Raw genomic sequence first — 22,987 nt, 5'->3', positions numbered from 1 at the left:
AGCCTGTAAAGGGGGGGAGTTAAGATAAATGATGAATAATAAGTTTGAAGATATCATATACAGGGCAAGAATTGTTCTGAAAGATGAACTTAATAACTCAATTACACTAGATAAGGAAGCTGGAGATGAAGGCGTGGAAGGGGGAAAAAGGGTAGAAAAGTATTTATGGGAAGTGAATTACCCCTGGAGAAGAACCAAGAAATTCACCTATATGCATTGTATGAATGTAGAGAGAACTTCTATGGAAATCGTGAAAGAAGGAGAATTCAATCTATCTGAAAAAGAACTTACAGAACTTAGAGTTGCTGCTATTTTACATGATGTAGGTAAATTTTATATTCTAGAAAATCATGCAGATAAAAGCGCGGAGTTAGTAAAGAAATGGTTTGAGGAGAATAAGGATATTGAATATGTGATAGATTCTAAAAAGGTTATAAAAATGGTTGGGAATCATTCTAATAAGAAAGAGATAAGTGATGACATCTGCGAGAGTATATTAAAAGATGGAGATGTACTTGATGAAAGTGGGGCAACTTCAATTTTCATGACTTCAAAATGGGCGGATGAGAATAGTCCATTCTTCTTCCATGATTTAAGTAGAAAATTGACCAATAGAGAATTAAGCTTCTTGAACAAGGCACTGCATAGACTTATAACACCTGAAGCAAAAAAGCTTATGAATAAGAAAATTGACTTCATAAAGGGATTTATTGAAGAGTTAAATTACGAGATAAAGAATGATAACACTAAGGAGGCTTTTTTTATATTGAAAGGTGATAATTCGAAAATTTATAGAATTGGTTCATTTACGGATAAGGTAGGGGGAGGAAATCCCGCTGGAGTTGTGATATGTGATAGAGAGATGTCAGAAGCCGAGATGTTATCAGTGGCAAAAGAAGTTGGTTATTCAGAGACTGCATTCATATCTAAATCACAGGTGGCAGATTTTAAAGTGAGATTCTTCACACCTGCGGATGAGGTGGATTTATGTGGACATGCGACTATTGCAGCATTCCATGTACTTTATGAAAATCATATAATTGACGATGGAAAATATACTCAAGAAACAAAAGCAGGAGTTTTAGAGGTGGAAGTTGAATCTGATGGGAAAATTATTATGGATCAAGCATTGCTTGAATTCTATGAGGTGATAGATTCACAAGAGATATGTGATTCCTTAAATATACCTTCTGACTTTATACATGAAACAATGCCTATACAGGTGGTTTCTACAGGAATAAGGGATATTTTTGTTCCAGTGAAAAACATTCAGTGTATAAATAGTATAAAACCAGATTTTAATAAAGTATCAGAGATAAGCAAAAAGTATAATGTTACAGGTTATCATGTATTCACTCTTGAGACACTAGAGGGGGCAACTGCTCATTGTAGAAATTTTGCACCTCTTTATGATATACCAGAAGAGGCAGCTACAGGAACATCAAATGGAGCTTTAAGTTGTTATCTATATAAGTATGCTAGTGAGCATTTATGTGGGTTTGAAGTTAAGGTTATTGATGAAGGTAGAGTGGACAATAATGAGTTTAGTGGGGATGAGAGTTATGGTTGTTTGGACAATAATAAGGGAAGTGTGGACAGGCAGTACAATATGAAGTTTGAACAGGGATATAGCATGGATTCTCCATCTGAAATATATTCGAAGTTAATCATAAGAGACGGAAAGATTGAAAGAATACAGGTAGGGGGACATGCTGTAGGGATAGAATAGAAATTGATAAAAGTAGGGGACGGTTCATAAGTTCTTCTTAATAAGTTGTACAGGTATAGACAGATGTACAAGTTGTTAGAAAAAATTTATGAACCGTCCCCTTACGTTTTATTTTATGTTTAGTATAAAATAAAAAATCACAAATATAGTATACTTCGCATAATATAAAACATAGATACATTTACATATTTAAATGTATCAATATGCAAAGGGGTTTATGTGAAGTATGCCGCTTGACTGAATGGTTAGACTTACTCAATTTACAAATAAACATCGACATCTAAGGGAGATTGTAAATGAAATAAGGTTAAAAAGTTATTTTAGGTTAATTTAAATAACAAACAATACTAGGTGGTGATTTGAAAAGGATATTAGTTTAAATAAATCATGGTTTTAATTTTTTATATTCAGAGATATCCAGATGTATGAAAAAGATATTAAAAGCACAAAATATAGAAGTATAAAAGAAAATATCAAGTGACATATTTGATAAAGATTAAATTTAGATTTCAACTTGAATGGAATTAATAAACTAAAATATTGATTAGAAGGAGGCGTTTTATGAGTAGTAATGATCCTTATGGAATAAAAGCATTTAAACAAAAAGAAAAACAAGAAAAACAAAGAGTGGAAAGATACGACTTGTTAGTTAGCGAAATAGCTAATGAATTGAAAAATATTGGGGGAAGATTAGAAAAAATTGAAGAAAAGATATAAATTTTAAAAGAACTTCAATATCTAATATTATAAGATTGTGATGATAAGTTATTGAAATTGACGAGTTGTATTCTAAGTATTGATTTATTATCAAAATTAATTGGATAATTGTTTGGTATTAACTGAACCCCACTAAGTAGATACATTAAGAATTAACTATGAAATCTACTTAGTGGGGTAATTGTATATCTAAAAATAAAAACTATCTATAATGTAGTTGATTTTCTTTTATCATATTGAATAGATATTCCTGCGTGGATAAATTGTAGATAGTAAGTAATTATGAACTGTCGTAATGCTTGTTCATACCTTTAGCTGCTATAAAATAAGCACCTTAACATGAAGTATTTACAAATATCTACAATATTGATATGATTTTATTATAATGTGAGGAATAAAGTGCTTAGATAAAATGGAAAAAAAAGAAATGTGGATATTTAATAGGGTATTTAAGGGGGAAATAGTATGGAAATTATTGATGCTCATATACACTCACTACCATGTGGAATAATGTGTGGGGGAAGTGTTGATGTAACATATGAAAAAGTAATTGAAGGTATGGAGCAACACAGGATTAAGAGAGGAATTTTTGTTCCAATAAATGATATTTCATGGCAACCAGTTGATGAGATGAATGATTACATGATTGAAGTTATAAATAGAAATAAAAATATAGTTGGATTTGCGGATATAGATATCTCAAAGATCCACTTCTATAATGGAATAATTGATCTTGAAAATAATATTAAGAGATTAGTGAAACTGGGATTGAAGGGGATTAAGGTTCATCCTCAAAATCTAGGAGTGAATGGAGATGATTGGAGGCTTATGCCAATATATAGATTGGCAGGAGAGTTGAACATTCCTGTTATGATTCATTGTCATCCAGGTTCATGTCCGGGAACTATAGATAATTCAAATCCTAAATACATAGAAAAGATGGTTAGAGTATTTCATAAGACAAAGTTTATAATATCACATTTTGGGGGTGTGTTATATTTTGATTATATGCCATGGTTAAATCATGAAAATGTGTATTTTGAATGTTCAGGAATACTAGAATCGCTTAAAAAACATTATTCTATGGAGAAGATTAGAGCAATTTTTGAAGAGATAGGTTATGAAAAGATGTTCTTTGGATCAGATTTTCCAGTTGTAGATTTGAATGCTCAAATTGAAATATTCAAAGAGCTAGTTCCAGAAGAATTCCACGAAGATGTATTTTCTAAGAATATATTGAAGTTTGGTGAGGAGTTTGGATGGTGGAAATAGACTTATTGTTTAAGTAAAAGATATATAAGACCAATAGGGGACGGTTCATAAATTAATAGTAAACTTGATTTGGACAAGTATACACAGAAGTTTTTATGAACCGTCCCCATAGTTATCACTGCTTGTCCTTCAAGCTCGTCCTTAACTTGTCTTTAGTTTTACAATTCTATTTATTCTCAAGTAGTTTTCGATAAAGTTTGTTTGCATCTTTATATTTTCTATTTTTCTCGAAATATTCAATGAGCTTTTTATTAATAATGTCACAGATATTTGAGTAATTAATACTTTCATAATAGGGAAGAATATTTTTTATTGTTTCTTGGTAAAAAATATCCTCATCAAAATGGAATATACTTAGATAATTAAAGTAAAGCAGATTATAGTAAAGGGAATCCTTTTTTTCACTTATGAGAAATCTATCAAATATATCTTTACACTCTTCAAGTCTATTAAGTTTATTTAAACATTCAGTACAATTTACTGCAGCCAATACTGAAAAGTCACCAATAAGTGCTAGCTGAGCCCAATGCAGGCTTTCTGTATAGTCCTGTAAATACATATACATGTTTGATAGATGAACATAAGCTTGAGTTAAAACAGAATCAATCTTAAAGTGGTTTGCAGCCGTATAGGTTGCTTTAAGATGGTTAAGAGCTTCATCGTACATCTGAAGATCTGTGTAGCAAATACCAAGGTAAATATTGCAGTACATAGCACAAACATACTGACCAAGATGTTGATAAGTCTCCAAGGCTTTTTCCATTGATATTATTCCTCTTAGGGATTGTTTATCATAGCAATAACAGAATCCAAGATTGTAATTTACCCAAGGGGTGTCCTTAATTGCCTTGGCATTTTCTAGTCTGGTCAAACCTTCTATATGAGAAATATATTTATATGTTAATCTTCCAGTTAATAATAAATAGAGATACCTTAAATCATCATTTAAAGCGGAATAGATATTATCTATATATGAAATATCTTTTTTTAGATCAGTATAATTTTTTCTATCTATGTGTATATCATAAGCTAGTTTGTATATTTTAAATTCAATATTATAAGGGGAGATTTTAATCAAATCCTCATATTTGAGTATTCCGTTGAATATCCTTTTAGCACTAGTTATATTACGGAATTCTAATTCAGTTATAAAGTTTATGAGTTCTTGACGTATTGATCCTATATTTTCGATTATAGGTATTCTGTCAATATTCATTCTATGTAATAACAGTTCTATAATCTCACTATTGAGCTTTTTCTTACCATTCTCAAAATAACTAAGATGACTTGGGGAGCAAACACCATGACATAGTGAATCTTGGCTATACCCATTCTCAAGTCGATTATATTTTATCCAAGCTGATAGAAAGTCATATTCAAAATTTTCACCAAAGATTAAAACAGAACCTTGCAAAATTAACACCTCTAAACATTATATTATAGTATTTTTAGTATCTTATATATATTAAATGGTATCATCTTGACTAATATGAGTCAAATAGTGAACTAATTATTAAAGTATATTGAAAGTATATTGTGATTTAAAGTAGATGGAATGAGTAGCCACTGGACAAACTAGGGACGGTTCATAAGATTTTAAAAAATAATAAAGCTAGTATGGGTAAGAAAATTAATATATTATTAACTAATGATGGATAAACTGAATATTATATAACCTTTAAGGAGGCAATTATGAAAAACTATAGAGTGTATGGTAATAAACCTTATAATATAATACTTTTACATGGAGGTCCAGGGGCTCCAGGTTCCTTGAGTAGCTTAGGGAAGATGCTTTCCGTGAAATATGGTCTTATTGAACATCTACAAGAAAGTGATTCAATAGATGGGCAGATAAAAGAAATTAAAGAAATTTGCGATATACATGACAAAGAGCCTTTTATCATAATAGGACATTCATGGGGTGCTTGGTTAGGATATTTATTTGCTGCGAAATACCCAGAATGTGTGAAGAAGTTAATATTAGTGGGAGCTGGACCTTTTGAAAGTAAGTATATAAATGAGATGAATGATATAAGAGAGAATAGGTTTACTGATCAAGATAGGGAAATAATTTCTAAGCAATGGGAAGTATTAAAGAGTGGTAATTCTGAAGCGGAGAAGAAAAAGGCTTTCGGTATTATGGGGAAAGTTATAAGTAAGATTGAGATCTATAGAGTGCTTGATGATATAAAAGAAGAAGAAATAACAGATTACAAACCAGAAGCCTTTTTTAAGTTGATGGATGAGGTTAATGCCATGAGAAAAAGTGGGGAACTTTTGAATAAAGGTAAGGATATTAAATGTCATGTCACAGCAATTCATGGTGATTACGATCCTCATCCTTTTAAAGGGGTAGAGGAAACACTTACTAATGTTGTTGATGATTTTAAGATGATAATTATTGAAAAATGTGGACATTATCCATGGAAAGAAGTACATGGAAGAAAACAGTTTCTTGAATTATTGTGTGATTTATTATAAAGAGACATGAAATAATTATTATATTTAATTGTTGTGAGAAAATTTGAAAAATTGATTTTTATGAGAAAATTTATGTTGACATTGGAATATTATATATGATAAAATTCATTTTAATATACATTTTCCGGAAATACAACAGTGTATAGATTGTACGATTTAAGCTTAAAAGATTGTAGAAAAGATATTTCAAAATCTATGAAAAGGATAGTAACTTATACAATGGGATTTATAGAGAGCTGAGGATGGTGGAAGCTTAGCATGAACGTATAAGTGAAGTAGAACCTTGGAGATGCGCCTGAAATGAGTAGGGAGAGCCGGAGAGCTACCGTTATAGCTTGAGTGAAGTGGCAATATATGCTTTTAATTTGAGTGGTACCGCGGGATATAACTCTCGTCTCTTAGTTGAGATGGGAGTTTTTTGTTATATAATTTTTGAATATAATGTGAGAAAGTTCATGAACATAGATTAGAATTCTAGAAGTTAGTTATTTGAAATTTAGATTAGAAGATTACATATTTTAATATGAATAGGTCAAGGGAGGTAAATATCATGATTAATTATAAAACTGAAATAGCTGAAGTTATATGCAAAATAGATGATTCTTTAGATATAAACTTTATCGAGGGGATAATAGAGATTCCACCTAATAGTGAGATGGGAGATTATGCTATACCATGTTTCAAATTGGCAAAGCATATGAAGAAACCACCAGTTGTAATAGCTAAGGAAATTAAGCAGAGTTTGGAAGGAAAGGAAGTAGCAGATTTATTTTCACAGATTAAAAGCCAGGGGCCGTATCTTAATTTTTTTAAAAACTATGAAAAGAACAGTAAAATAGTTATTAGTGATATTCTAAAAAATGGGGATAAATATGGAGCAGATAAGATTGGTGAAGGGAAAACTGTATGTGTGGAATTTTCATCAGTTAATATAGCAAAGCCGTTTCATGTGGGACATGTTAAAGGAACTGTTATAGGGAATGTATTAGCAAATATACATGAATTTTTAGGATATAAGGTTGAGCGAATAAATCACATAGGGGATTATGGAACGCAGTATGGAAATCAACTTTGTGCTTATAAAAAGTGGGGAGATAAGGGAATTGTTGAGAAGAACCCTATACGTGAATTAGTGAAATTATATGTTAAGTTTCATAATGAAGCAGAAAAAGAACCATCATTATTTGATGAAGGGCGTGCATGGTTTAAGAAGATTGAAGAAGGAAATGAAGAAGCACTACAGTTATGGAATTGGACTAAAGATGTTAGTATGGTAGAATTTAAGCGGATTTATGATATGCTAGCAATTGAATATGATTCTTATGCAGGAGAAAGTTTTTATACTGATAAGATGCCAGCGATAATTGATAAATTAGAGAATGAAGGTTTATTAGTTGAATCACAAGGAGCTAAGGTTGTTCACCTTGAGGAATATGATTTGACTTCAGCAATAATTAAGAAAAGTGATGGTACAACAATATACATGACACGTGATTTAGCAGCGGCAAAATATCGTAAGGATACTTATGATTTTTATAAGAGCATTTATATAGTGGCATATCAACAAGATTTACATTTTAAGCAGTTATTTAAAATACTTGAATTGATGGGATATGAATGGTCTAAGGATTGTATTCATGTTGATCATGGAATGATCAATTTAGAAGATGGAACTTTATCAACACGTAAAGGGTGTTCAGTATGGCTGGATGATGTATTGAATAAATCTGTAGATAAAGCACTTGAAATTATTGAAGAGAAGAATCCTAAATTAAATAATAAAGAAGAAGCTGCAAAGAAAATAGGTGTTGGAGCAGTCGTATTTGAACAGATAGCTAATAAAATAATAAAAGATCATACATTTAAATGGGAAGAGGCACTGTCATTTACAGGAGAAACAGCACCATATATTCAATATGCATATGTACGTGGTAATAAGGTATTGAAGAAAATTGGTGAGTTAGAATTATTAACTACAGAAGGAGAACTTATAGATAGTAAGATAGATTATTCAGCTCTTAGCGATAATGAAAGTAAGAAATTACTTGTAATTCTAGAAGGGTTCGAACAGGTAGTTAAGGATAGTTGCAAAGATAATGAACCATCATACCTTGCGCGTTATACAGTTAAATTAGCACAAGCGTTTAATAAATTTTACAATGCTAATCGAGTTTTAAATGAAGAAGAAACAATTAAAAATGCACGAGTACTATTGATAAAAGCAACATTACAAGTGATAATTAATGCATGCTCACTGATGGGAATTGAGCTTCTTGAGGAGATGTAGAAATAAGTTGAGAAAAATTTGGGGACGGTTCATAAGAAGTTATTTGAACCAAAGGTGGGCAAGCTAGTAAGTAAGGAGGAGATTGTCGTGGAATTATATTCAGAATGGTACAAAATTGAGAAGATTGATGATATCACATATGTTATCAGTGAACCACATCATTGGGAAGATACTAATATTTATTATCTAATTGGAGAGAAAAGAAATATTGTTATAGATACGGGAATAGGAATATGGCCAATAAAGAATATTCTCAAAGAGATAGATGATAAAGATATATGTGTCATTACAACGCATGTTCATTGGGATCATATAGGAAATCATAGCGAATTTGAAAATATAATGGTTCATAAATCTGAAGAGAAGTGGATAAAAAACGGCATACCTCTTCCTATTGAAGTTATAAGAAAAAATGTTATAAGAGATGTAAATGAAGAGCTTCTTCCACGGGACTTTAATATAAATGACTATCAGTTATTCAAGAGCAATAATATAGAAGTAGTAGAGGATGGAGACATTGTTGAACTAGGAGGTAGAACACTTCAAATATTACATACACCAGGCCATTCACCGGGTCATATTGCAGTGTATGATATAAAGAAGAAATATATTTTCACAGGAGATTTGATTTATAAAGGGAGATTATATTGTAATTATGAGAGTACAGAGCCTATAGGATTTTACAACTCTATAAAGAAAATTCATGGTATGAAAAGAGAAGTAACTAAGATATTTGGAGGGCATTATAATTCAGAGTTAAGTTTTAGTTACTTGGATGATATCATGGAATTGATGAAAAGAGTTCATGATAATAATGGATTGTATCATGGTTCAGGTATTCATAAACATAATGAGGCTGAGATAATATTTTAGTAATAATAATATAATTCATTAATGTGACGTTAGGATTGTGAAAAAGCTTAAATTTGTACAAGGGGGAGAATAAAGCTATGTTGAATCATAAAGGAACGAAAAAACTAGAAACTGAAAGACTAATATTAAGAAAATTTAAAGAGGAGGATGCTTCAGATATATACAAGAACTGGGCATCCGATTCAGAAGTAACCAAATATCTTTCGTGGTCCGCTCATAATAGTGTTGAATTAAGTAAGAAACTTATTGGGATGTGGATAGATAGTTATAGTAATGAGGAACGTTACCAATGGGCTATTGAGCTTAAAGAAACTGGAGAGGTAATTGGTAATATTGATCTAATAGAGATTAATAATAACGATGAAAAATGTGAGGTCGGATATTGTATAGGTAAGGCATTTTGGAATAAAGGTATTTTGACAGAAGCATTTTCAAAAATAATTAAATTTGCTTTTGATGAAATAGGGTTTCAACGTATTGCAGCACGTCACGATGTGGACAATCAGGCATCGGGGCGTGTAATGGAAAAGTGCAATTTAATGTATGAGGGAACTTTAAGAAAAATTAGTAGAAATAACAGAGGTAATTTAGTTGACTGTAAGTATTATTCAATATTAAGAGATGAATATTTTAAATAATACTCAAAGGTAATATGAAATCCTTTTAAAATGAGTACTAACCTATAATAATTAAATTATAAACTATATGTAGTCTATGTATAAATGATATAAAATTAGTAGGTGTAGGGTGCTCTACACTAGATAACGATAGGAGAAATAAATATGGGACTTAAGGATGTTAAACAACCATTAATTATTGATGTAAATGAAAGGTTGAGATTGAAGAATTGTTCTGAAAGAGATTGGAAAATTGCAGAACAATGGTATAAGGATGAAAAGATACTATATTATTCAGAAGGAATCAAGGATGGTAAAGGGTATGATTTGGATACAATAAATAAAATGTATACTTATCTAAGTAATATTGGGGAACTTTACTTTATTGAGTATTTGGAAAATGAGAAGTGGGTTCCAATAGGAGATGCTACTTTATCAGAGGAAAATATGCCAATAATTATTGGTGACGAAGCTTATTGGGGAAAAGGAATAGGAAAACTTGTAATTGGAAAGTTACTTGAAAGAGCTAGAAAAATTGAACTTAAGAAAATAACAATACCTGCAATTTATAAGTACAATGCCCGTTCGAGAAATCTATTTACCTCATTTGGATTTAAAAAGATCAATGAGAATGAAAATGAAGATACATTTCAATTGATATTATAAAAAGCTATGGGGACGGTTCATAAGAATTGCTTAAAACTATGTTTTCTTTCAATTCTTATGAACCGTCCCTAGCTTGTCTTATATTTAATAAAATTAATGTTCCACTAATGGGAACATTTTTCTTTTATTTCATTAATTATATCTTCATATTCAGTATTATTAATATATTTCAAGCCGTGTGTAGAGAGGTAGGAAGCCGTAGGCTGCGATATATTTCCTAAAAATTCGCATATTTCTCTTAAATTATATCCACTATACTTTCTTAATAACATAACTAAAATTGCTCGTAGTTTATTGCCTTCTGAATTATTCTTTGTAAATAAGTATTTGGCATCAATATTAGTATGTTTACAAATAATTTCTACAATGATATCAGGAGTGATATTTCGATTATATACAATACGTTCACTTCTATATTCAGCTTTATTATCTTCGACTAACAAATACTCTAATTCATATTTGATTCTCTCATCCAATTGAATCTTCTTAGCATAGATTTTCCTTGCAATATTAATATTACCACCAAAAAGTCTCATTAGATAGTCAACATTGATTAAATTACGGGTATCCTCACGGAGGCCTAGGAAGATTCCTAAGCTAGAGTATGGATATTTTTCAATGCATTTTTTCCACTTTGGTAAGTCTTTTGAATTTCTATGAATATATAAGGAAGCTTCGTATAAATGACTCTGTTCATTAATCAAAATACTCTTGAATCTACCAGCAAATAAGCCTCCTTTTCTACCGTGTCTTCTATTATAATATTGAACATAAGAAATATTAATACTCTTCATAATTGCAGAGATATCAGCACCACGAGTATCAAGAAGTATATGAACATGGGTATCCATTAGAGTAAGAGAATATATTTCAAATCCGTATTGTTGCTTATAACGCTGTAGAGTTTCAAGGTAACGTTCTTTATCCTCTTGATCTCTAAAGAGATTAGTATCACTTATAGAATTACAAATTATATGATAAATACCATTAGCGACTTTTTTTCTAGCTGTACGTGGCAAATTGTTCATCTCCTCAAACTTTATATCATAGAAATTAAAACAGAATATTTTTAAATTATATCTGTAAGTATACCAACATTTGTTCGAAATATTCAGTAGGGAGGAGATTTTTTATTTTTTGTGACAAGTGTGAGGAAAGAACGAGGGACGGTTCATAAGAATTTTGAAAACTATGTTTTCACGAAATTCTTATGAACCGTCCCTATTTTAATATTTAATAACTTCTTGGAAAGTAGTTATAATCATTTAATCACAAGCTCTTATTTTCTCAATTTCACTTTCTAAATCCTCAACCGTATATTCTAAAGCTATTACAGGAGTAATATTATTTATCTTTAATATATCTGATACCTCTTTTATGAATTCTTCATGTGGAGATAAATGTGCATCAAAATCGCCTTTATTATAGTGGAAATGTATATACCTTATGTAATCCTTTAATCCATGAACCCAATGTTCAATGCCCTTTGATGAATTACACAAAACATGACCTGTATCTAAGCACACCTTAACTTTTGGTGAATTGATCTTTTCAAGAAGTAAAAGAAAGTCAGCGTAATCATTATCATAAAAATTTTCTATTAGTATTGTTAAATCTGTATCTTCAATTTCAGTTAAAAGTTCACTCCAGAAGCTTAACTGTTTATTTAATATTAGTTTTTTTACAGCTGGATCTTTTATTATAGGGTTTATTTGACTGTGAAAAACTATATATTTTGCATTGAGCATTTTAGCCATTTTTATTCCTTGATAATATCTGTCCCTAGTGACTTCTAAAATCTTATTATCAGTACTTGATGGACTTAGATCAAGAGCAGGCCCGTGCATTGAAATAATACCTTTAAAATCTTTCAGTTTTTCTCTGTATTGTTCAATTCTATATTCCCATCCATCATCATATAGAGTGGAAAAGAAAAAATCTTGAATTTCAATTCCTACAGACAATCTATCATTTAAAGCAGGATCAAATTTATCAGGGGTATTAACACATTGAAGTAATTTTAAATTTTTCATGAGTTCTCCTTACTTTTATTATTGATTTAAATTTGCAATTTATTAAAATGTTTAAATTTATAATTTCGCAATCAGATTGCAATAAGATTTATGGGGACGGTTCATAAATTTTTTAAAACCATGTTTCTAACAATTCTTATGAACCGTCCCCAGCATAAAAACTAATGGTTACTAATTAGTATCTTCACATTATTTTCAGTTACCACTATTTCAGCTTCACCACCTACTGGAAAAGTTATTTGAGGAGTTGTATGCCCAAAATTTACTTCTGTAATTACTGGTATATTGTTTAATGCTGATTTAGTTTTAATTATTTTATACAATTTTTCTTTTGTCATTTTCATATCCACTTGGAATTTCCCAAGAATTATTCCTTTTACTTTATGAAAATTAGGTTGATGAATTAAAGATTGTAAATCCCTATCAAAAGTCTCTGGAGAACTCAGACTATCATCTTCTATAAATAAAATTGTATTTTCTAAATTTGGCATATATTTTGTTCCATGTAAGAGATTAAAAGTACATAAATTTCCACCTAGTATTTTCCCTTTAGCAGTTCCTTCATTAATTATTTCATATCCCTTGCTTTCAAAAAAAACTCTGTTTTCCTGATCTAAATACCAGGGATCATCGCTCCACTGCTGACATGGTTCTATCTCAAACTCGCTTTCTTCCATTAAGCATTTTTTAAAATATTCTTTTGTATATTCTAAACCTTTTTTCATTCCAAAACTTGAAAAATGAGGTCCGGAGTATGTAATCAATTCAGTCATATTATAAATCGCATTACTTAAAGCAGTTATATCTGAGTAACCACATAGTATTTTAGGATTATTTTTTATGATTTCGTAATCGATATAGTTTAATAACTGATTACAATTGTATCCTCCGATAACTGTTAATATAGCTTTAACATTTTTATCTAAGAAAGCTTCATGTAAGTCATGAATTCTAGATTTTATTGATGAAGAAGAAAACTCATCTATTTCTTCGCAATTTTTGGAAAAAGTGATCTTAAACCCCATATCTTCTAGGGTTTTAATAGCTATCTCTTTTGATTCTTCATTCATTATACTTAAACTTGTTGAGGGGGCGATAACTCTTATTTCATCACCAAGTTTTAATTTATTAGGTATCATTTTAGTTCTCCTTTTCTAATGTATCGTATACTACATTCTCTTAATTATTGTTTTCAATTATATATTAATTCATTATAAACGACAATAAGATTATTTATTTGAGTATGCCTTTTTAAGAGTAATATGTAATTATAAAAAAAACTCCAATCTTAAAATGTGGAGTTTTTCCTGACGATAGTATTCATGGCTTAATCATTATGTTTAAAAAATTGGTTATTTTTGTTTAATATTGAGTGCTTTAGTAATAGTTTCTTGAATTACTTTGCCACAACATTTTCCCATAGGATTATTAATTTCACATTGTCCATTTTTCATTGCACCAGTTAATTCAATAATATCTTTCATGTTTTGAGCATTGTTATTTAAAACTGCATCAATAATCATTTCTTCAGTAACATTATTACAGTAGCAAATGTATTTTGGACTAGCATCTTTTTTATACCATATTGGTACTTTCAACTGTTTTTTTAAAAATTGTATAGCCGAATTGGAACCATAGTATACAACATCACATTCTTCATTCATACATAGATGGTAGTTATCATCTTTAACCAGTTCAACATATTCATTACAGATTAAATGTTTGACAGTTACATTTTTAACTGCCATACCTGCTTTGCTGCATAGTGGACATAAATTACTTCTTTCTACTTCACGAGTAGGTTCTGTTTCATTATCACATCAAGAATTTCTTGCTGATTTTAGGTGCATTATAATATCCTCCTCAAACAAAAGATATAATATATATTTAGTAGTAAAATTTTGTAAATTCCACTACTAAATATTTCTTTCCATTATACAGAGAACTTCATTCAAAATCAAATAATTAATAATTTTAAAACAAGACATTTAGGGTTAAATAGACAAAGCTTGTACAAAATAGCACATTTTTTATTATCCAGTTGACCAATCCATTAAATCTTAAATAATTTAATAACTGCAAAATACTGCATACATAATTGTAAGCAGTATATAGAAAATTACTATTTTACTTCGAAGCTTCCACAATCAGTATGTTCAATTGTATTAGCTGTAGTTCAATGTTTTTTTACTTGGATTCTGTTTAGAGAACAAAATTGACCGTCATTACTATGATTTCTGCATTCATTTACAGTACATCCGATGCTTTCATTTTTAGGCATAAATAATTCCTCGATTTTTAGTTTGAATTTAATCTTATTGTAATAGTATTAGATTTTCTTTTGATTTTATTCAATAAAAAAAATAAGTGGATCACTATGGACCCACTAAAATATTTATAATTTATATTTTTCTATAGAAACTTCTAGTTTTTTTACTGAGTTAAGGAGATTGTCAGCAGATTCTCTTACTATTTTAATGGTTTTAGATTGTTCCCCCATTGATACAGATACATCCTCACTACTTGCAGCATAGGTTTGAGATATAGATAAAAAGCCATTCATTTCGTCTACAGTTTTATTGCAGTTATTACTTAGTATTAATGAAGAATCAGCAACATTGTTTAGATTAGATGTTATCATATGTACTACTTGCGAAATTTCTTTAAATGCATTTATAGTTTCTACAAGGGAGGAGTTTTGCTCACTTATAACTTCCTCAACTTTAGTGATTTGTTGTACAGTTTCATTAACGCCTGATTGAACATGTAAAGCTAATTCGCCTATCTGTTTTGCTGATAAGTTAGATTGCTCAGCTAGATTTCTAATTTCCTCTGCAACTACTGTAAAACCTCTACCATGTTCGCCAGCTCTTGCAGCTTCAATTGATGCATTTAATGCTAGTAAATTAGTTTGTTCTGAAATACTTGCAATTACATCTACTATTTGTCCAATTTCTATAGATTTTGATTCAAGAGTATTAATAGATTCAACGGCACTAGATGAAGCATTTTTTGTTTCATGCATTTTATTTTTCTGAACTTCTATACTTTTTTCTCCATAATTAATTGTTGTGATAGCTTTTTCAGTGAGCTGTTTTGAACTAGTCATATCACTTAAAATGTTTTTTAAACCTTCTGATGTTGAATATATTAAGTTGTTGCATTCTTCAATTACATCAATTTGTTTAGTTGATGTACGTGCTAAATCTGTTACAGAAGAAGTTACTTGTGTAGTAACTTCTAAAGCGTTATCAAGAAGTGTTTTATTGTCTTCAGATATATCATGTACAGATGTACTTAATTCCTTTATTTCTTGAATAAGTAATCTTAATTTTTCCATTGTGTTATTTAAATTTATTAAAGTTTCAGTTTCGCTTAAGTTCTCTACATTATCAATTCTGTATGTTAAATCATTTTGTTCTAGGCTGTGTCCAAATTGATTTATTAAAATAGATGGTTTAATATGTTTTTTAATATTTTTAATTATAGAAGTACAGCCGATAAGAATTCCAGAAAATAAATAAAAAACTATATTTAAAATAAACTTATTACCACTAAGTGATAAGATATTAGATGTAATTATTCCAAGAACAAAAGTTGATGGAATGATAGTAATCATTGTTGTTACAATATACTTCTTAATCTTGTTTTCTTTAGATTGGGTTGTATTATTTAATTGTTTCATAAGCATGTCCCTTCTTTCTAAAATTTAATTATGTAAATCCAATGGTAATAATTGTGCGATTCTCAGTAATTATTCGCTTTATTTAATACTCGTATTACTTTCTTATATCTTTACCATTATTATTTCCTTTAAAAATCAACAGATTGAGAAAGTTGAGAGAATTATTAAATATCCACATTGTAAAGGTTACAGTTTTGTGAAATTATTGTGATTTTATATCGTTTTATGTAATAAAATGATATAATTACTATAATTATAGGGGATAGGTGGTTGTAATATGAAGAAGAAAAAAAGTTCTGTAAAAAAATCATTACTTTATCTGATTTTTATTGGAATAGTAGCAATAACTACATTTTTTAGTTTAATTCAAATTCATGCTGTAAAGGAAGATGCAAAAGCAGAAGAAGAAAATTTAAAAGCCAATATTAAAAATACAGCGAAATCGTATATTCACGGTATCGATTTAATTCTATTAATGATAGAAAATGAGACACGTAAAAAAGCAGTTGATATTCAGAATTCAGTTATAAACGAGTATAATGAAAGAACGAACTGGAATTTCCCACTAGAAGAATTTTTGGATGGTAAAGAATATTTTGATATAAACATCATCAATAATAACAATATTATTTTTAAAGGTACTAATAAAGAAAATATAGATATTGATTTTAATAGATGGGGAAGAATGACTGAGAAATTGGATAAAATTAGAATGTATGGTAAGAGCGATATAGATGGAAGAGGTTCTTCTGTAATTACTGGGGAGCCTATGAATTATATATATAAAGCCACTGAAGATAAAAAATATATTGTTGAAGTGGGAGTTAATTTAAGTAAATATGCTGATAAATCACATGAAACATTTATTATGAATAATGTTTTAAAAAAATTAGTAAATAACAATTATGTGGTTGATTTAGAGTATTATGATACTTTTGGAACAAGCTATAATTTCTTTGGAAATGATAATATTGATTCTATAAATATATCTGAACAAGATAAAACATATTTTGAAAGAGCTAAAAATAATAATGAAATTATAAGCATTAATAAAAAAATAGGAGCAAAGACAATAACTGAGGAATTTATCCCTTATGAAAGTATTAATGAAAAAGGCAAAATTTCAGGTATTATTAAAATTACATATGATTTTAGCAGTAGTAACAAAATAATTATAGATTTCATTATAATAATTATTAGTGCAGTAAGTTGTATTGTTATATTTACTTATATTACCGCGAAAAAAGTTAATGTTCTTATGGCACCTATTGATAACTTATTAGAAGGAATGAATCAAGTGTCTATGGGAAAATATGATACTAAGATAGAGATAAATACTAACAATGAATTTCAAATTTTAGGTGATAATTTCAATGATATGGTTAAAGAAATTGATACAAATAAACGAGCAGTTATAGAACAAAAAGACGAAATTCATTCACTTTATGAAGAGCAAATAGCAATTTCAAAAGAATTAGAAAAAGCATTAGCAGCAAATAAAAATACTTATTTTGAAACAATAAAGGCATTAGCTAAGGCAATAGATGCAAAAGATCATTATACTCAGGGGCATTGTCACAGAGTTATGGAATATTCAGTAGCAATTGCCAAAGAAATGGGTTTTTTAGATTGCCAATTAGATGATTTAAGATATGGAGCGATTCTTCATGATATAGGTAAAATTGGTATTCCTGAAAGTATATTAAATAAAAATGGAAGATTAAATGATGAAGAATATAATATTATTAAAAGCCATACAGCTATAGGATATGATATTGTAAAAGATATTGAGTTTTTATCCAAAGCAAAGGGTATTATTTATGAGCATCATGAAAAGATTGACGGTAAAGGGTATCCAAAGGGGTTGAATGGAAATGAAAGTAGCATTTTTTCTAGAATAGTTTGTGTGGCTGATAGCTATGATGCTATGACAAGTAATAGAGCATATAGAAAATCTATGAAAGTTGAACAAGCTATAGATGAATTAGAAAAATGGAAAGGTACTCAATTTGACTCAGAAGTAGTTGATGTATTTGTTAAACTTATAAGAAATAATAAACTTAAATAATTGGTATAATTAGGAAGAATCCACTGAAATGAAATTTGATTTCAGTGGATTCTTTTTTGTATTATAAAAAGTGAAAATTTAGAAATACGTTGAAATTGTAATCATCATATAATAGTACAACTATTACGTATATTTCATAGTATATAAATAAAGAGAAATATGCTAACCGCCGATATTATAATGTTTTTATCAATTTATAATTTACAATTAAGAAAGTGGTTTTGAATTAATAATAAAAGGTGAACTATCGTGGCAGATAATTTTAATAATATAAATAGGGATAATATGATGAATGAAGCAAATTTATCATGTACAAGAATTTGTAGAGAAGATCATTCAAGTAATCATATGCAATTAGAAAAATGTCTAATAGCAAATCCTCAGCACTGTTGTACGGTTATTCTAGAATACAAGACTTGTTTAGTTCCTCCAATAATGGAACATAGTGATGTTAAACATACTGCTTATGTTGAGGCTGTAATTGAAAAAGTATGTCCTGGAATAGTTTTAATTTGTGGGGTAATACAGAAAAAAATAAAATATACTGCTATTTCACAATGTGGACGTGAATATCCAGATTTCGAAAAATACGATGATGTATCATTCCAATGCAGTGTTGATGCAGATGAGGCAAATGAAGATGATTTATATAAAATAACAGGATGTGATGTTGTTAGTAGTTTTGGAGAAGTAGTAAATAAGGGAAGTCATCAAGGTACATGTAAAAAGGTGTTTTGGAAATATAAGCAAAAGGATATTATTAAAATTGCAATAAGAAGGTGTTCAGTTAATGGGAAATATACACCTTGAGTGTGACATATCTTATAACATGAAATTATACTTAAGGTGTAACCTATCTAAAGATATAAAAGGAAAGCTAAAGAGTCACATATGTTATTAAACATATGTACAATGCATTTCACACGTGATACATATAATACATATTATATACGGTAAGAATATTATAAAATATAGATTATTTAGTATTATTACAACATAAAAAAGAATCTGAAATGACTTAAGAATGACTTTCAGTTAAAAAAGGAGGTATTTTATGGCCTTTGAGATTAGTCAATGTACTAATGGTATTACAAGTACGTTAGAGCTTTGTGGGGATTGTATAGTAGAACCTCAAATATGTCTATTGCCACCAGCATTTGTGGATAATGTTCATGTTTCTTTATCTGCAAGTGCAGGTTTAAATTCAGCAACAATTGAGTTTCAGGGTGGAGGAGTATTATGTATTAGTGGAAAGATTGAAAAGTATTTAACGTATACAGGAGTTGATCAAAATAATTCTCATACACTTGTTAATTCCACTTTTCAAATACCATACCAGTGTTGTTTTCATGACTGTGAAATTGGTACTCAAACGGTAGAGATAGCAGCAGTTGAGCCGGTACATGGTTGTTATAGACTTTTTGGTAGATTATCACGAACAGGTGTAACTACAGATTTAGCATATTGTTTAAAGGAAAAAGATATTGTAAGAGTTAGAGTAAGATTACCAAGGCAAATTTAAAAGTAATAAATATTGAAAATAGCTTTGCATTAATATTCAATGTAGAGCTTTTTTATTAATGTAATTATTCATATTTAAATCATATTATATATTGATAGAAGACTTTAAATAATAGAAAATAAGTGTTTTTAAAAGTTATATTATACTAAAGAAAAATAGAGAAGGAGAGAAACTTACCATGAGTTTTAATCAGATAAGTGGGCAAGGATGTACAAGTTCTTCAATAAGTTATAGATACAAAGAAATACCAGGACAACCAGGTCCACCAGGACCTAAAGGACCACCAGGTCCACCAGGACAACAGGGGCCACCAGGACCTCAAGGGCCAAAAGGTTGCTGTGAGGTGGTAAATGCACGTCCTATAGTTAGATGTGAGTGTGTGTTGCAAATGAAAAATCTTTTGCAACAACTTGCAGTTATTGGAGGTGTTGGAGTAGATTTATTGGGTGTAAATATAGAGTATAAAAATTATGATGTAGTTTCGCTAAATGCTTTAGGGGGAACAGTAACAATACAGAAGGCTGGTTCTAATGAAAAAGTAAGTATATGTAAAATAATAGCTTTGACACTTGGGAGTGGGACGTTTACAGGATTAGGAGTATCGCCATTAAGTTTAGATGATCCACCATTAGTATCATGTGAGGAAGTTTGCGAAAAATCAGTAAGAAATGAATTAGAAACTATAGGGGTAGGTAATGCAGTAGATGTAAAAACAGGTGGAATTACTTTTAGTGGAGATATTACTTCAATAAATGTTGGATTATTAATATTGGATGATGAAAGTGCGTTAACAACATGTGCTATGGATAGTTTACAATAAAATATTAGTTTGTAAACTTGAAACTTTAGGAATGGTGAAAATTATCCTAAAGTTTCATTATTTTATAAATTAAAATAATAATTAAGTATTATACTAACACAGCCTTTATTATGATTCTTCTGGCCATAAATTAGATAAAACTCTTAATGTACTTTTATCTGTAACATTCTTAAGTGAGATTGAAGAGAAGAGTTCTTTTTTACATAATTCATATTTACCATATTTATAATAGAGTTTTCCTAATCTTAAAAGAGAGTCACTACTTTTTATTAAGTCTAATAATGAAAGAGCTTTTTCAAATTCATTATTTTTTTCAACATCTAACAGATTCTCTAAAATAGAATATATTATACCTTCGTATTTAAGAGATTCTTTTTCATCTTCTGCCAGTATTTCAGGTTTATGACCATTTAATATATCATTTAAAGCTTTATACACTTTACCTTTACACTTATCATTAGAAATTGCAAATTTAACTATATTTTCATTTTCAGTAAACAAACCAGAGAGAAGTAAATAGGGAGTGCTAGCATCTGTGAATTTTTGTTTATTTATATTCATTAAAGTTTGAATACTTTTTTTATAATCTTTAAGAGAAAATTCACAAATACCTTTATAATATTGTAGATTATTCATTAAATCTTTTTTTAAGTTTTCATCTAAATCTTTAGAAGCTAAATCTTCAAATCCTTTATTTATATATTCTAATGCTAAATTAAAATCCTTTACTGCTATGAGTAAATTAGAGGCGAAAATAAAGCCTTTTTCTTCACTATTATTTAAAACTATTTTTATTGCTTTTTGTATTTCTTCTTTTGGTGCATATAACTTATACAGAGAGTATACTAGCATTTTGATTGTTTCAAAATTTGATACATAAGGATATTTAAAAAGTTCTATACAGTACTTTAAACAGTTTTCATAGTCTTCATAATCAAAGTGAATTTTACAAAGTAATTCTACACTTTTATATGTGCCTGCACCTTTAAAATAAGCTAAATTAGGAAGAGGATCACCTAATTCAAGGGCCTTTTCAAGATCGCTTACAGCAGCAGTAGGTTTTCCTAAAAAATAATTTATAAAGCCTCTTACATAATAAAGGTCTGTAAATTTTGGATAGTAATTCAAGGCTTTAGCAGCAAATTTATAAATATCATCATATAATTTTAACTCTTTACAACATAATAACATACGTATAATGAGTTTTGGATAGAAGCCCATTCCGGGTTCTGTAGTTTTATGAGCTTTTAAATAATAATCGAACGCTTCTTTTGAATTATTAAGGGCATAATATTCATTACCCATATTAAAAAGTGCAAAAGTATCTTTTGGATTTTCTTCTAGCTGACTGTGTAATATTGACATATTTCTTTCACGTTTATGTTTTTTTATAACGTTGGTTTGAAGGTAGCCGTAGTGAAATATATCTATAGCAGCAATTTTCATAACAAAATTTGGATTCACTCTTTTTATAACAGAAAGCAGTTGATTGTGTACTGCTCCTTCATATTTATAGCCAAATTTGTTTTGAAAAAGTCTGGGGTTAAGATTATAAATTAGATTTTGAGTATCATTTTCATTTGTAAAATTTAGCGTATTAAAGCTATACACGTCTACACTTGTATCTTTAGTAAGCTCTCTTATATCTTCTTTATGTTTGCTAGGAACTTCGTCATCTCCATCTAAAATTAGAATCCAATCTCCGTTTGCTTTAGAAAGAGAAAAATTTCTTGCAGCTGAAAAATCATTAATCCACCTATAGAAATAAACTTTATTAGTATATTTTTTCGCTATTTCAACAGTGGAATCTGTTGAGCCTGTATCTACAATAATTATTTCATCAGCTATCCCTTCAGCACTTTTTAAACATCGCTCTAAATTATCTTTTTCATCTTTAACTATCATACATAAGCTAATCAATTATATCTCTCCTTATTTCTATTGTTAACAAAGTAGTATCTCAAGGATTTGCGTTGGTACATTATCAATATATGAATGAGTAGAGAGGGATGTTATAGAGAGTTTACTATTATCTAAAGTTTCATGATTTTACGAAAAACAGTTAACTAAGTATTTGTTTCTTGGCTTTATTTTAGATAGCAGGGAATCAGGAATAGAACTATAATAAAAATTATACTTTTAAAAAACATATTTTCTTTAGGGAGAGGAGTACCTTTTATATAGACGGTATTTTCCTTATTGGGTACTTTTACATAG

Annotated in this window: 19 protein-coding genes, 1 pseudogene and 1 other annotated feature; of the genes and pseudogenes, 12 read left to right on the top strand and 8 right to left on the bottom strand. The window is 29.3% G+C overall.

The features are described from left to right. The first annotated feature begins 28 nt into the window (after positions 1-28). From KDK92_RS06255 to KDK92_RS06245, 3 genes are all read left to right on the top strand, one after another. Positions 29-1,729: a PhzF family phenazine biosynthesis isomerase gene (locus KDK92_RS06255; protein ID WP_250858336.1), complete on the top strand. Its 1,701-nt coding sequence runs from the start codon at positions 29-31 to the stop codon at positions 1,727-1,729. Positions 1,730-2,290: 561 nt separating this feature from the next. Further along, positions 2,291-2,446 (top strand): hypothetical protein, encoded by a 156-nt coding sequence (locus KDK92_RS06250; protein ID WP_250858335.1) that lies wholly within the window; start codon positions 2,291-2,293, stop codon positions 2,444-2,446. 465 nt (positions 2,447-2,911) lie between these two features. Next, positions 2,912-3,718, top strand: a complete 807-nt coding sequence (locus KDK92_RS06245; RefSeq protein WP_250858334.1) for an amidohydrolase family protein — start codon at positions 2,912-2,914, stop codon at positions 3,716-3,718. A 166-nt stretch (positions 3,719-3,884) separates the two neighbouring features. Here KDK92_RS06245 and KDK92_RS06240 read toward each other — a convergent pair whose 3' ends face one another. Next, positions 3,885-5,132, bottom strand: coding sequence for a helix-turn-helix domain-containing protein (locus tag KDK92_RS06240; protein WP_250858333.1), 1,248 nt, complete (start codon positions 5,130-5,132; stop codon positions 3,885-3,887). A gap of 278 nt (positions 5,133-5,410) precedes the next feature. Between KDK92_RS06240 and KDK92_RS06235 the strand changes: the two genes are divergently transcribed. The 5 genes from KDK92_RS06235 (at position 5,411) to KDK92_RS06215 (ending at position 10,642) form a co-directional block, all read left to right on the top strand. After that, positions 5,411-6,199, top strand: coding sequence for an alpha/beta fold hydrolase (locus KDK92_RS06235; protein ID WP_250858332.1), 789 nt, complete (start codon positions 5,411-5,413; stop codon positions 6,197-6,199). 186 nt (positions 6,200-6,385) lie between these two features. Continuing rightward, positions 6,386-6,601: a binding site (T-box leader), on the top strand. Between the two features lie 151 nt (positions 6,602-6,752). Next, the gene (gene argS / locus KDK92_RS06230; protein ID WP_250858626.1) at positions 6,753-8,486 is read left to right on the top strand and encodes an arginine--tRNA ligase; all 1,734 of its coding nucleotides are present in this window, start codon (positions 6,753-6,755) and stop codon (positions 8,484-8,486) included. An 87-nt stretch (positions 8,487-8,573) separates the two neighbouring features. Continuing rightward, positions 8,574-9,359: an MBL fold metallo-hydrolase gene (locus tag KDK92_RS06225; protein WP_250858331.1), complete on the top strand. Its 786-nt coding sequence runs from the start codon at positions 8,574-8,576 to the stop codon at positions 9,357-9,359. A gap of 77 nt (positions 9,360-9,436) precedes the next feature. Continuing rightward, positions 9,437-9,997, top strand: coding sequence for a GNAT family N-acetyltransferase (locus KDK92_RS06220; RefSeq protein ID WP_250858330.1), 561 nt, complete (start codon positions 9,437-9,439; stop codon positions 9,995-9,997). A gap of 144 nt (positions 9,998-10,141) precedes the next feature. Next, positions 10,142-10,642 carry a GNAT family N-acetyltransferase gene (locus KDK92_RS06215; RefSeq protein ID WP_250858329.1) on the top strand — a complete coding sequence of 167 codons (501 nt, stop codon included), beginning with the start codon at positions 10,142-10,144 and terminating at the stop codon, positions 10,640-10,642. 104 nt (positions 10,643-10,746) lie between these two features. On the opposite strand, the gene KDK92_RS06210 is transcribed toward KDK92_RS06215, so the two are convergent. The 6 genes and pseudogenes from KDK92_RS06210 to KDK92_RS06185 form a co-directional block, all read right to left on the bottom strand. After that, positions 10,747-11,661 (bottom strand): transposase, encoded by a 915-nt coding sequence (locus tag KDK92_RS06210; RefSeq protein ID WP_250858328.1) that lies wholly within the window; start codon positions 11,659-11,661, stop codon positions 10,747-10,749. Positions 11,662-11,907: 246 nt separating this feature from the next. Continuing rightward, positions 11,908-12,675: a sugar phosphate isomerase/epimerase family protein gene (locus KDK92_RS06205; protein ID WP_250858327.1), complete on the bottom strand. Its 768-nt coding sequence runs from the start codon at positions 12,673-12,675 to the stop codon at positions 11,908-11,910. Positions 12,676-12,836: 161 nt separating this feature from the next. Then, positions 12,837-13,814, bottom strand: coding sequence for a S66 family peptidase (locus KDK92_RS06200; RefSeq protein ID WP_250858326.1), 978 nt, complete (start codon positions 13,812-13,814; stop codon positions 12,837-12,839). A 213-nt stretch (positions 13,815-14,027) separates the two neighbouring features. Continuing rightward, positions 14,028-14,489, bottom strand: a pseudogene (locus KDK92_RS24790) (Csac_0668 family 2Fe-2S cluster-binding (seleno)protein); the annotation flags it as partial. A 362-nt stretch (positions 14,490-14,851) separates the two neighbouring features. After that, on the bottom strand, positions 14,852-14,956 hold the full coding sequence (locus KDK92_RS06190) for a DUF1540 domain-containing protein (RefSeq protein WP_338115235.1): 105 nt from the start codon (positions 14,954-14,956) through the stop codon (positions 14,852-14,854). Between the two features lie 114 nt (positions 14,957-15,070). Beyond that, positions 15,071-16,360, bottom strand: a complete 1,290-nt coding sequence (locus tag KDK92_RS06185) for a methyl-accepting chemotaxis protein (protein WP_250858324.1) — start codon at positions 16,358-16,360, stop codon at positions 15,071-15,073. A gap of 277 nt (positions 16,361-16,637) precedes the next feature. Between KDK92_RS06185 and KDK92_RS06180 the strand changes: the two genes are divergently transcribed. From KDK92_RS06180 to KDK92_RS06165, 4 genes are all read left to right on the top strand, one after another. Continuing rightward, positions 16,638-18,428 (top strand): HD domain-containing phosphohydrolase, encoded by a 1,791-nt coding sequence (locus KDK92_RS06180; protein ID WP_250858323.1) that lies wholly within the window; start codon positions 16,638-16,640, stop codon positions 18,426-18,428. 249 nt (positions 18,429-18,677) lie between these two features. Next, positions 18,678-19,238 (top strand): hypothetical protein, encoded by a 561-nt coding sequence (locus tag KDK92_RS06175; RefSeq protein ID WP_250858322.1) that lies wholly within the window; start codon positions 18,678-18,680, stop codon positions 19,236-19,238. A 244-nt stretch (positions 19,239-19,482) separates the two neighbouring features. Further along, complete coding sequence (locus KDK92_RS06170; RefSeq protein WP_250858321.1) at positions 19,483-19,950, top strand: hypothetical protein; 468 nt, start codon at positions 19,483-19,485, stop codon at positions 19,948-19,950. A gap of 178 nt (positions 19,951-20,128) precedes the next feature. Then, on the top strand, positions 20,129-20,770 hold the full coding sequence (locus tag KDK92_RS06165; protein WP_250858320.1) for a hypothetical protein: 642 nt from the start codon (positions 20,129-20,131) through the stop codon (positions 20,768-20,770). A gap of 108 nt (positions 20,771-20,878) precedes the next feature. Here the strand turns inward: KDK92_RS06165 and KDK92_RS06160 are convergent, their stop codons facing one another. Then, positions 20,879-22,690, bottom strand: a complete 1,812-nt coding sequence (locus tag KDK92_RS06160; RefSeq protein WP_250858319.1) for a glycosyltransferase family 2 protein — start codon at positions 22,688-22,690, stop codon at positions 20,879-20,881. Positions 22,691-22,987 lie beyond the last annotated feature (297 nt).

The organism is Oceanirhabdus seepicola, from assembly GCF_023684385.1.
Classification (GTDB): Bacteria; Bacillota; Clostridia; order Clostridiales; family Clostridiaceae; genus Oceanirhabdus; species Oceanirhabdus seepicola.
This window is presented reverse-complemented; position numbering and strand designations above follow the sequence as displayed.

Excerpts from the sequence above, each read along its gene's own strand:
- KDK92_RS06215 (WP_250858329.1), top strand. The coding sequence starts at position 10,142 with ATGGGACTTAAGGATGTTAAACAACCATTAATTATTGATGTAAATGAA.
- KDK92_RS06180 (WP_250858323.1), top strand. The coding sequence starts at position 16,638 with ATGAAGAAGAAAAAAAGTTCTGTAAAAAAATCATTACTTTATCTGATT.
- KDK92_RS06255 (WP_250858336.1), top strand. The coding sequence starts at position 29 with ATGATGAATAATAAGTTTGAAGATATCATATACAGGGCAAGAATTGTT.
- KDK92_RS06250 (WP_250858335.1), top strand. The coding sequence starts at position 2,291 with ATGAGTAGTAATGATCCTTATGGAATAAAAGCATTTAAACAAAAAGAA.
- KDK92_RS06190 (WP_338115235.1), bottom strand. The coding sequence starts at position 14,956 with ATGCCTAAAAATGAAAGCATCGGATGTACTGTAAATGAATGCAGAAAT.
- KDK92_RS06200 (WP_250858326.1), bottom strand. The coding sequence starts at position 13,814 with ATGATACCTAATAAATTAAAACTTGGTGATGAAATAAGAGTTATCGCC.
- KDK92_RS06235 (WP_250858332.1), top strand. The coding sequence starts at position 5,411 with ATGAAAAACTATAGAGTGTATGGTAATAAACCTTATAATATAATACTT.
- KDK92_RS06185 (WP_250858324.1), bottom strand. The coding sequence starts at position 16,360 with ATGAAACAATTAAATAATACAACCCAATCTAAAGAAAACAAGATTAAG.
- KDK92_RS06245 (WP_250858334.1), top strand. The coding sequence starts at position 2,912 with ATGGAAATTATTGATGCTCATATACACTCACTACCATGTGGAATAATG.
- KDK92_RS06220 (WP_250858330.1), top strand. The coding sequence starts at position 9,437 with ATGTTGAATCATAAAGGAACGAAAAAACTAGAAACTGAAAGACTAATA.
- KDK92_RS06205 (WP_250858327.1), bottom strand. The coding sequence starts at position 12,675 with ATGAAAAATTTAAAATTACTTCAATGTGTTAATACCCCTGATAAATTT.
- KDK92_RS06165 (WP_250858320.1), top strand. The coding sequence starts at position 20,129 with ATGAGTTTTAATCAGATAAGTGGGCAAGGATGTACAAGTTCTTCAATA.
- KDK92_RS06170 (WP_250858321.1), top strand. The coding sequence starts at position 19,483 with ATGGCCTTTGAGATTAGTCAATGTACTAATGGTATTACAAGTACGTTA.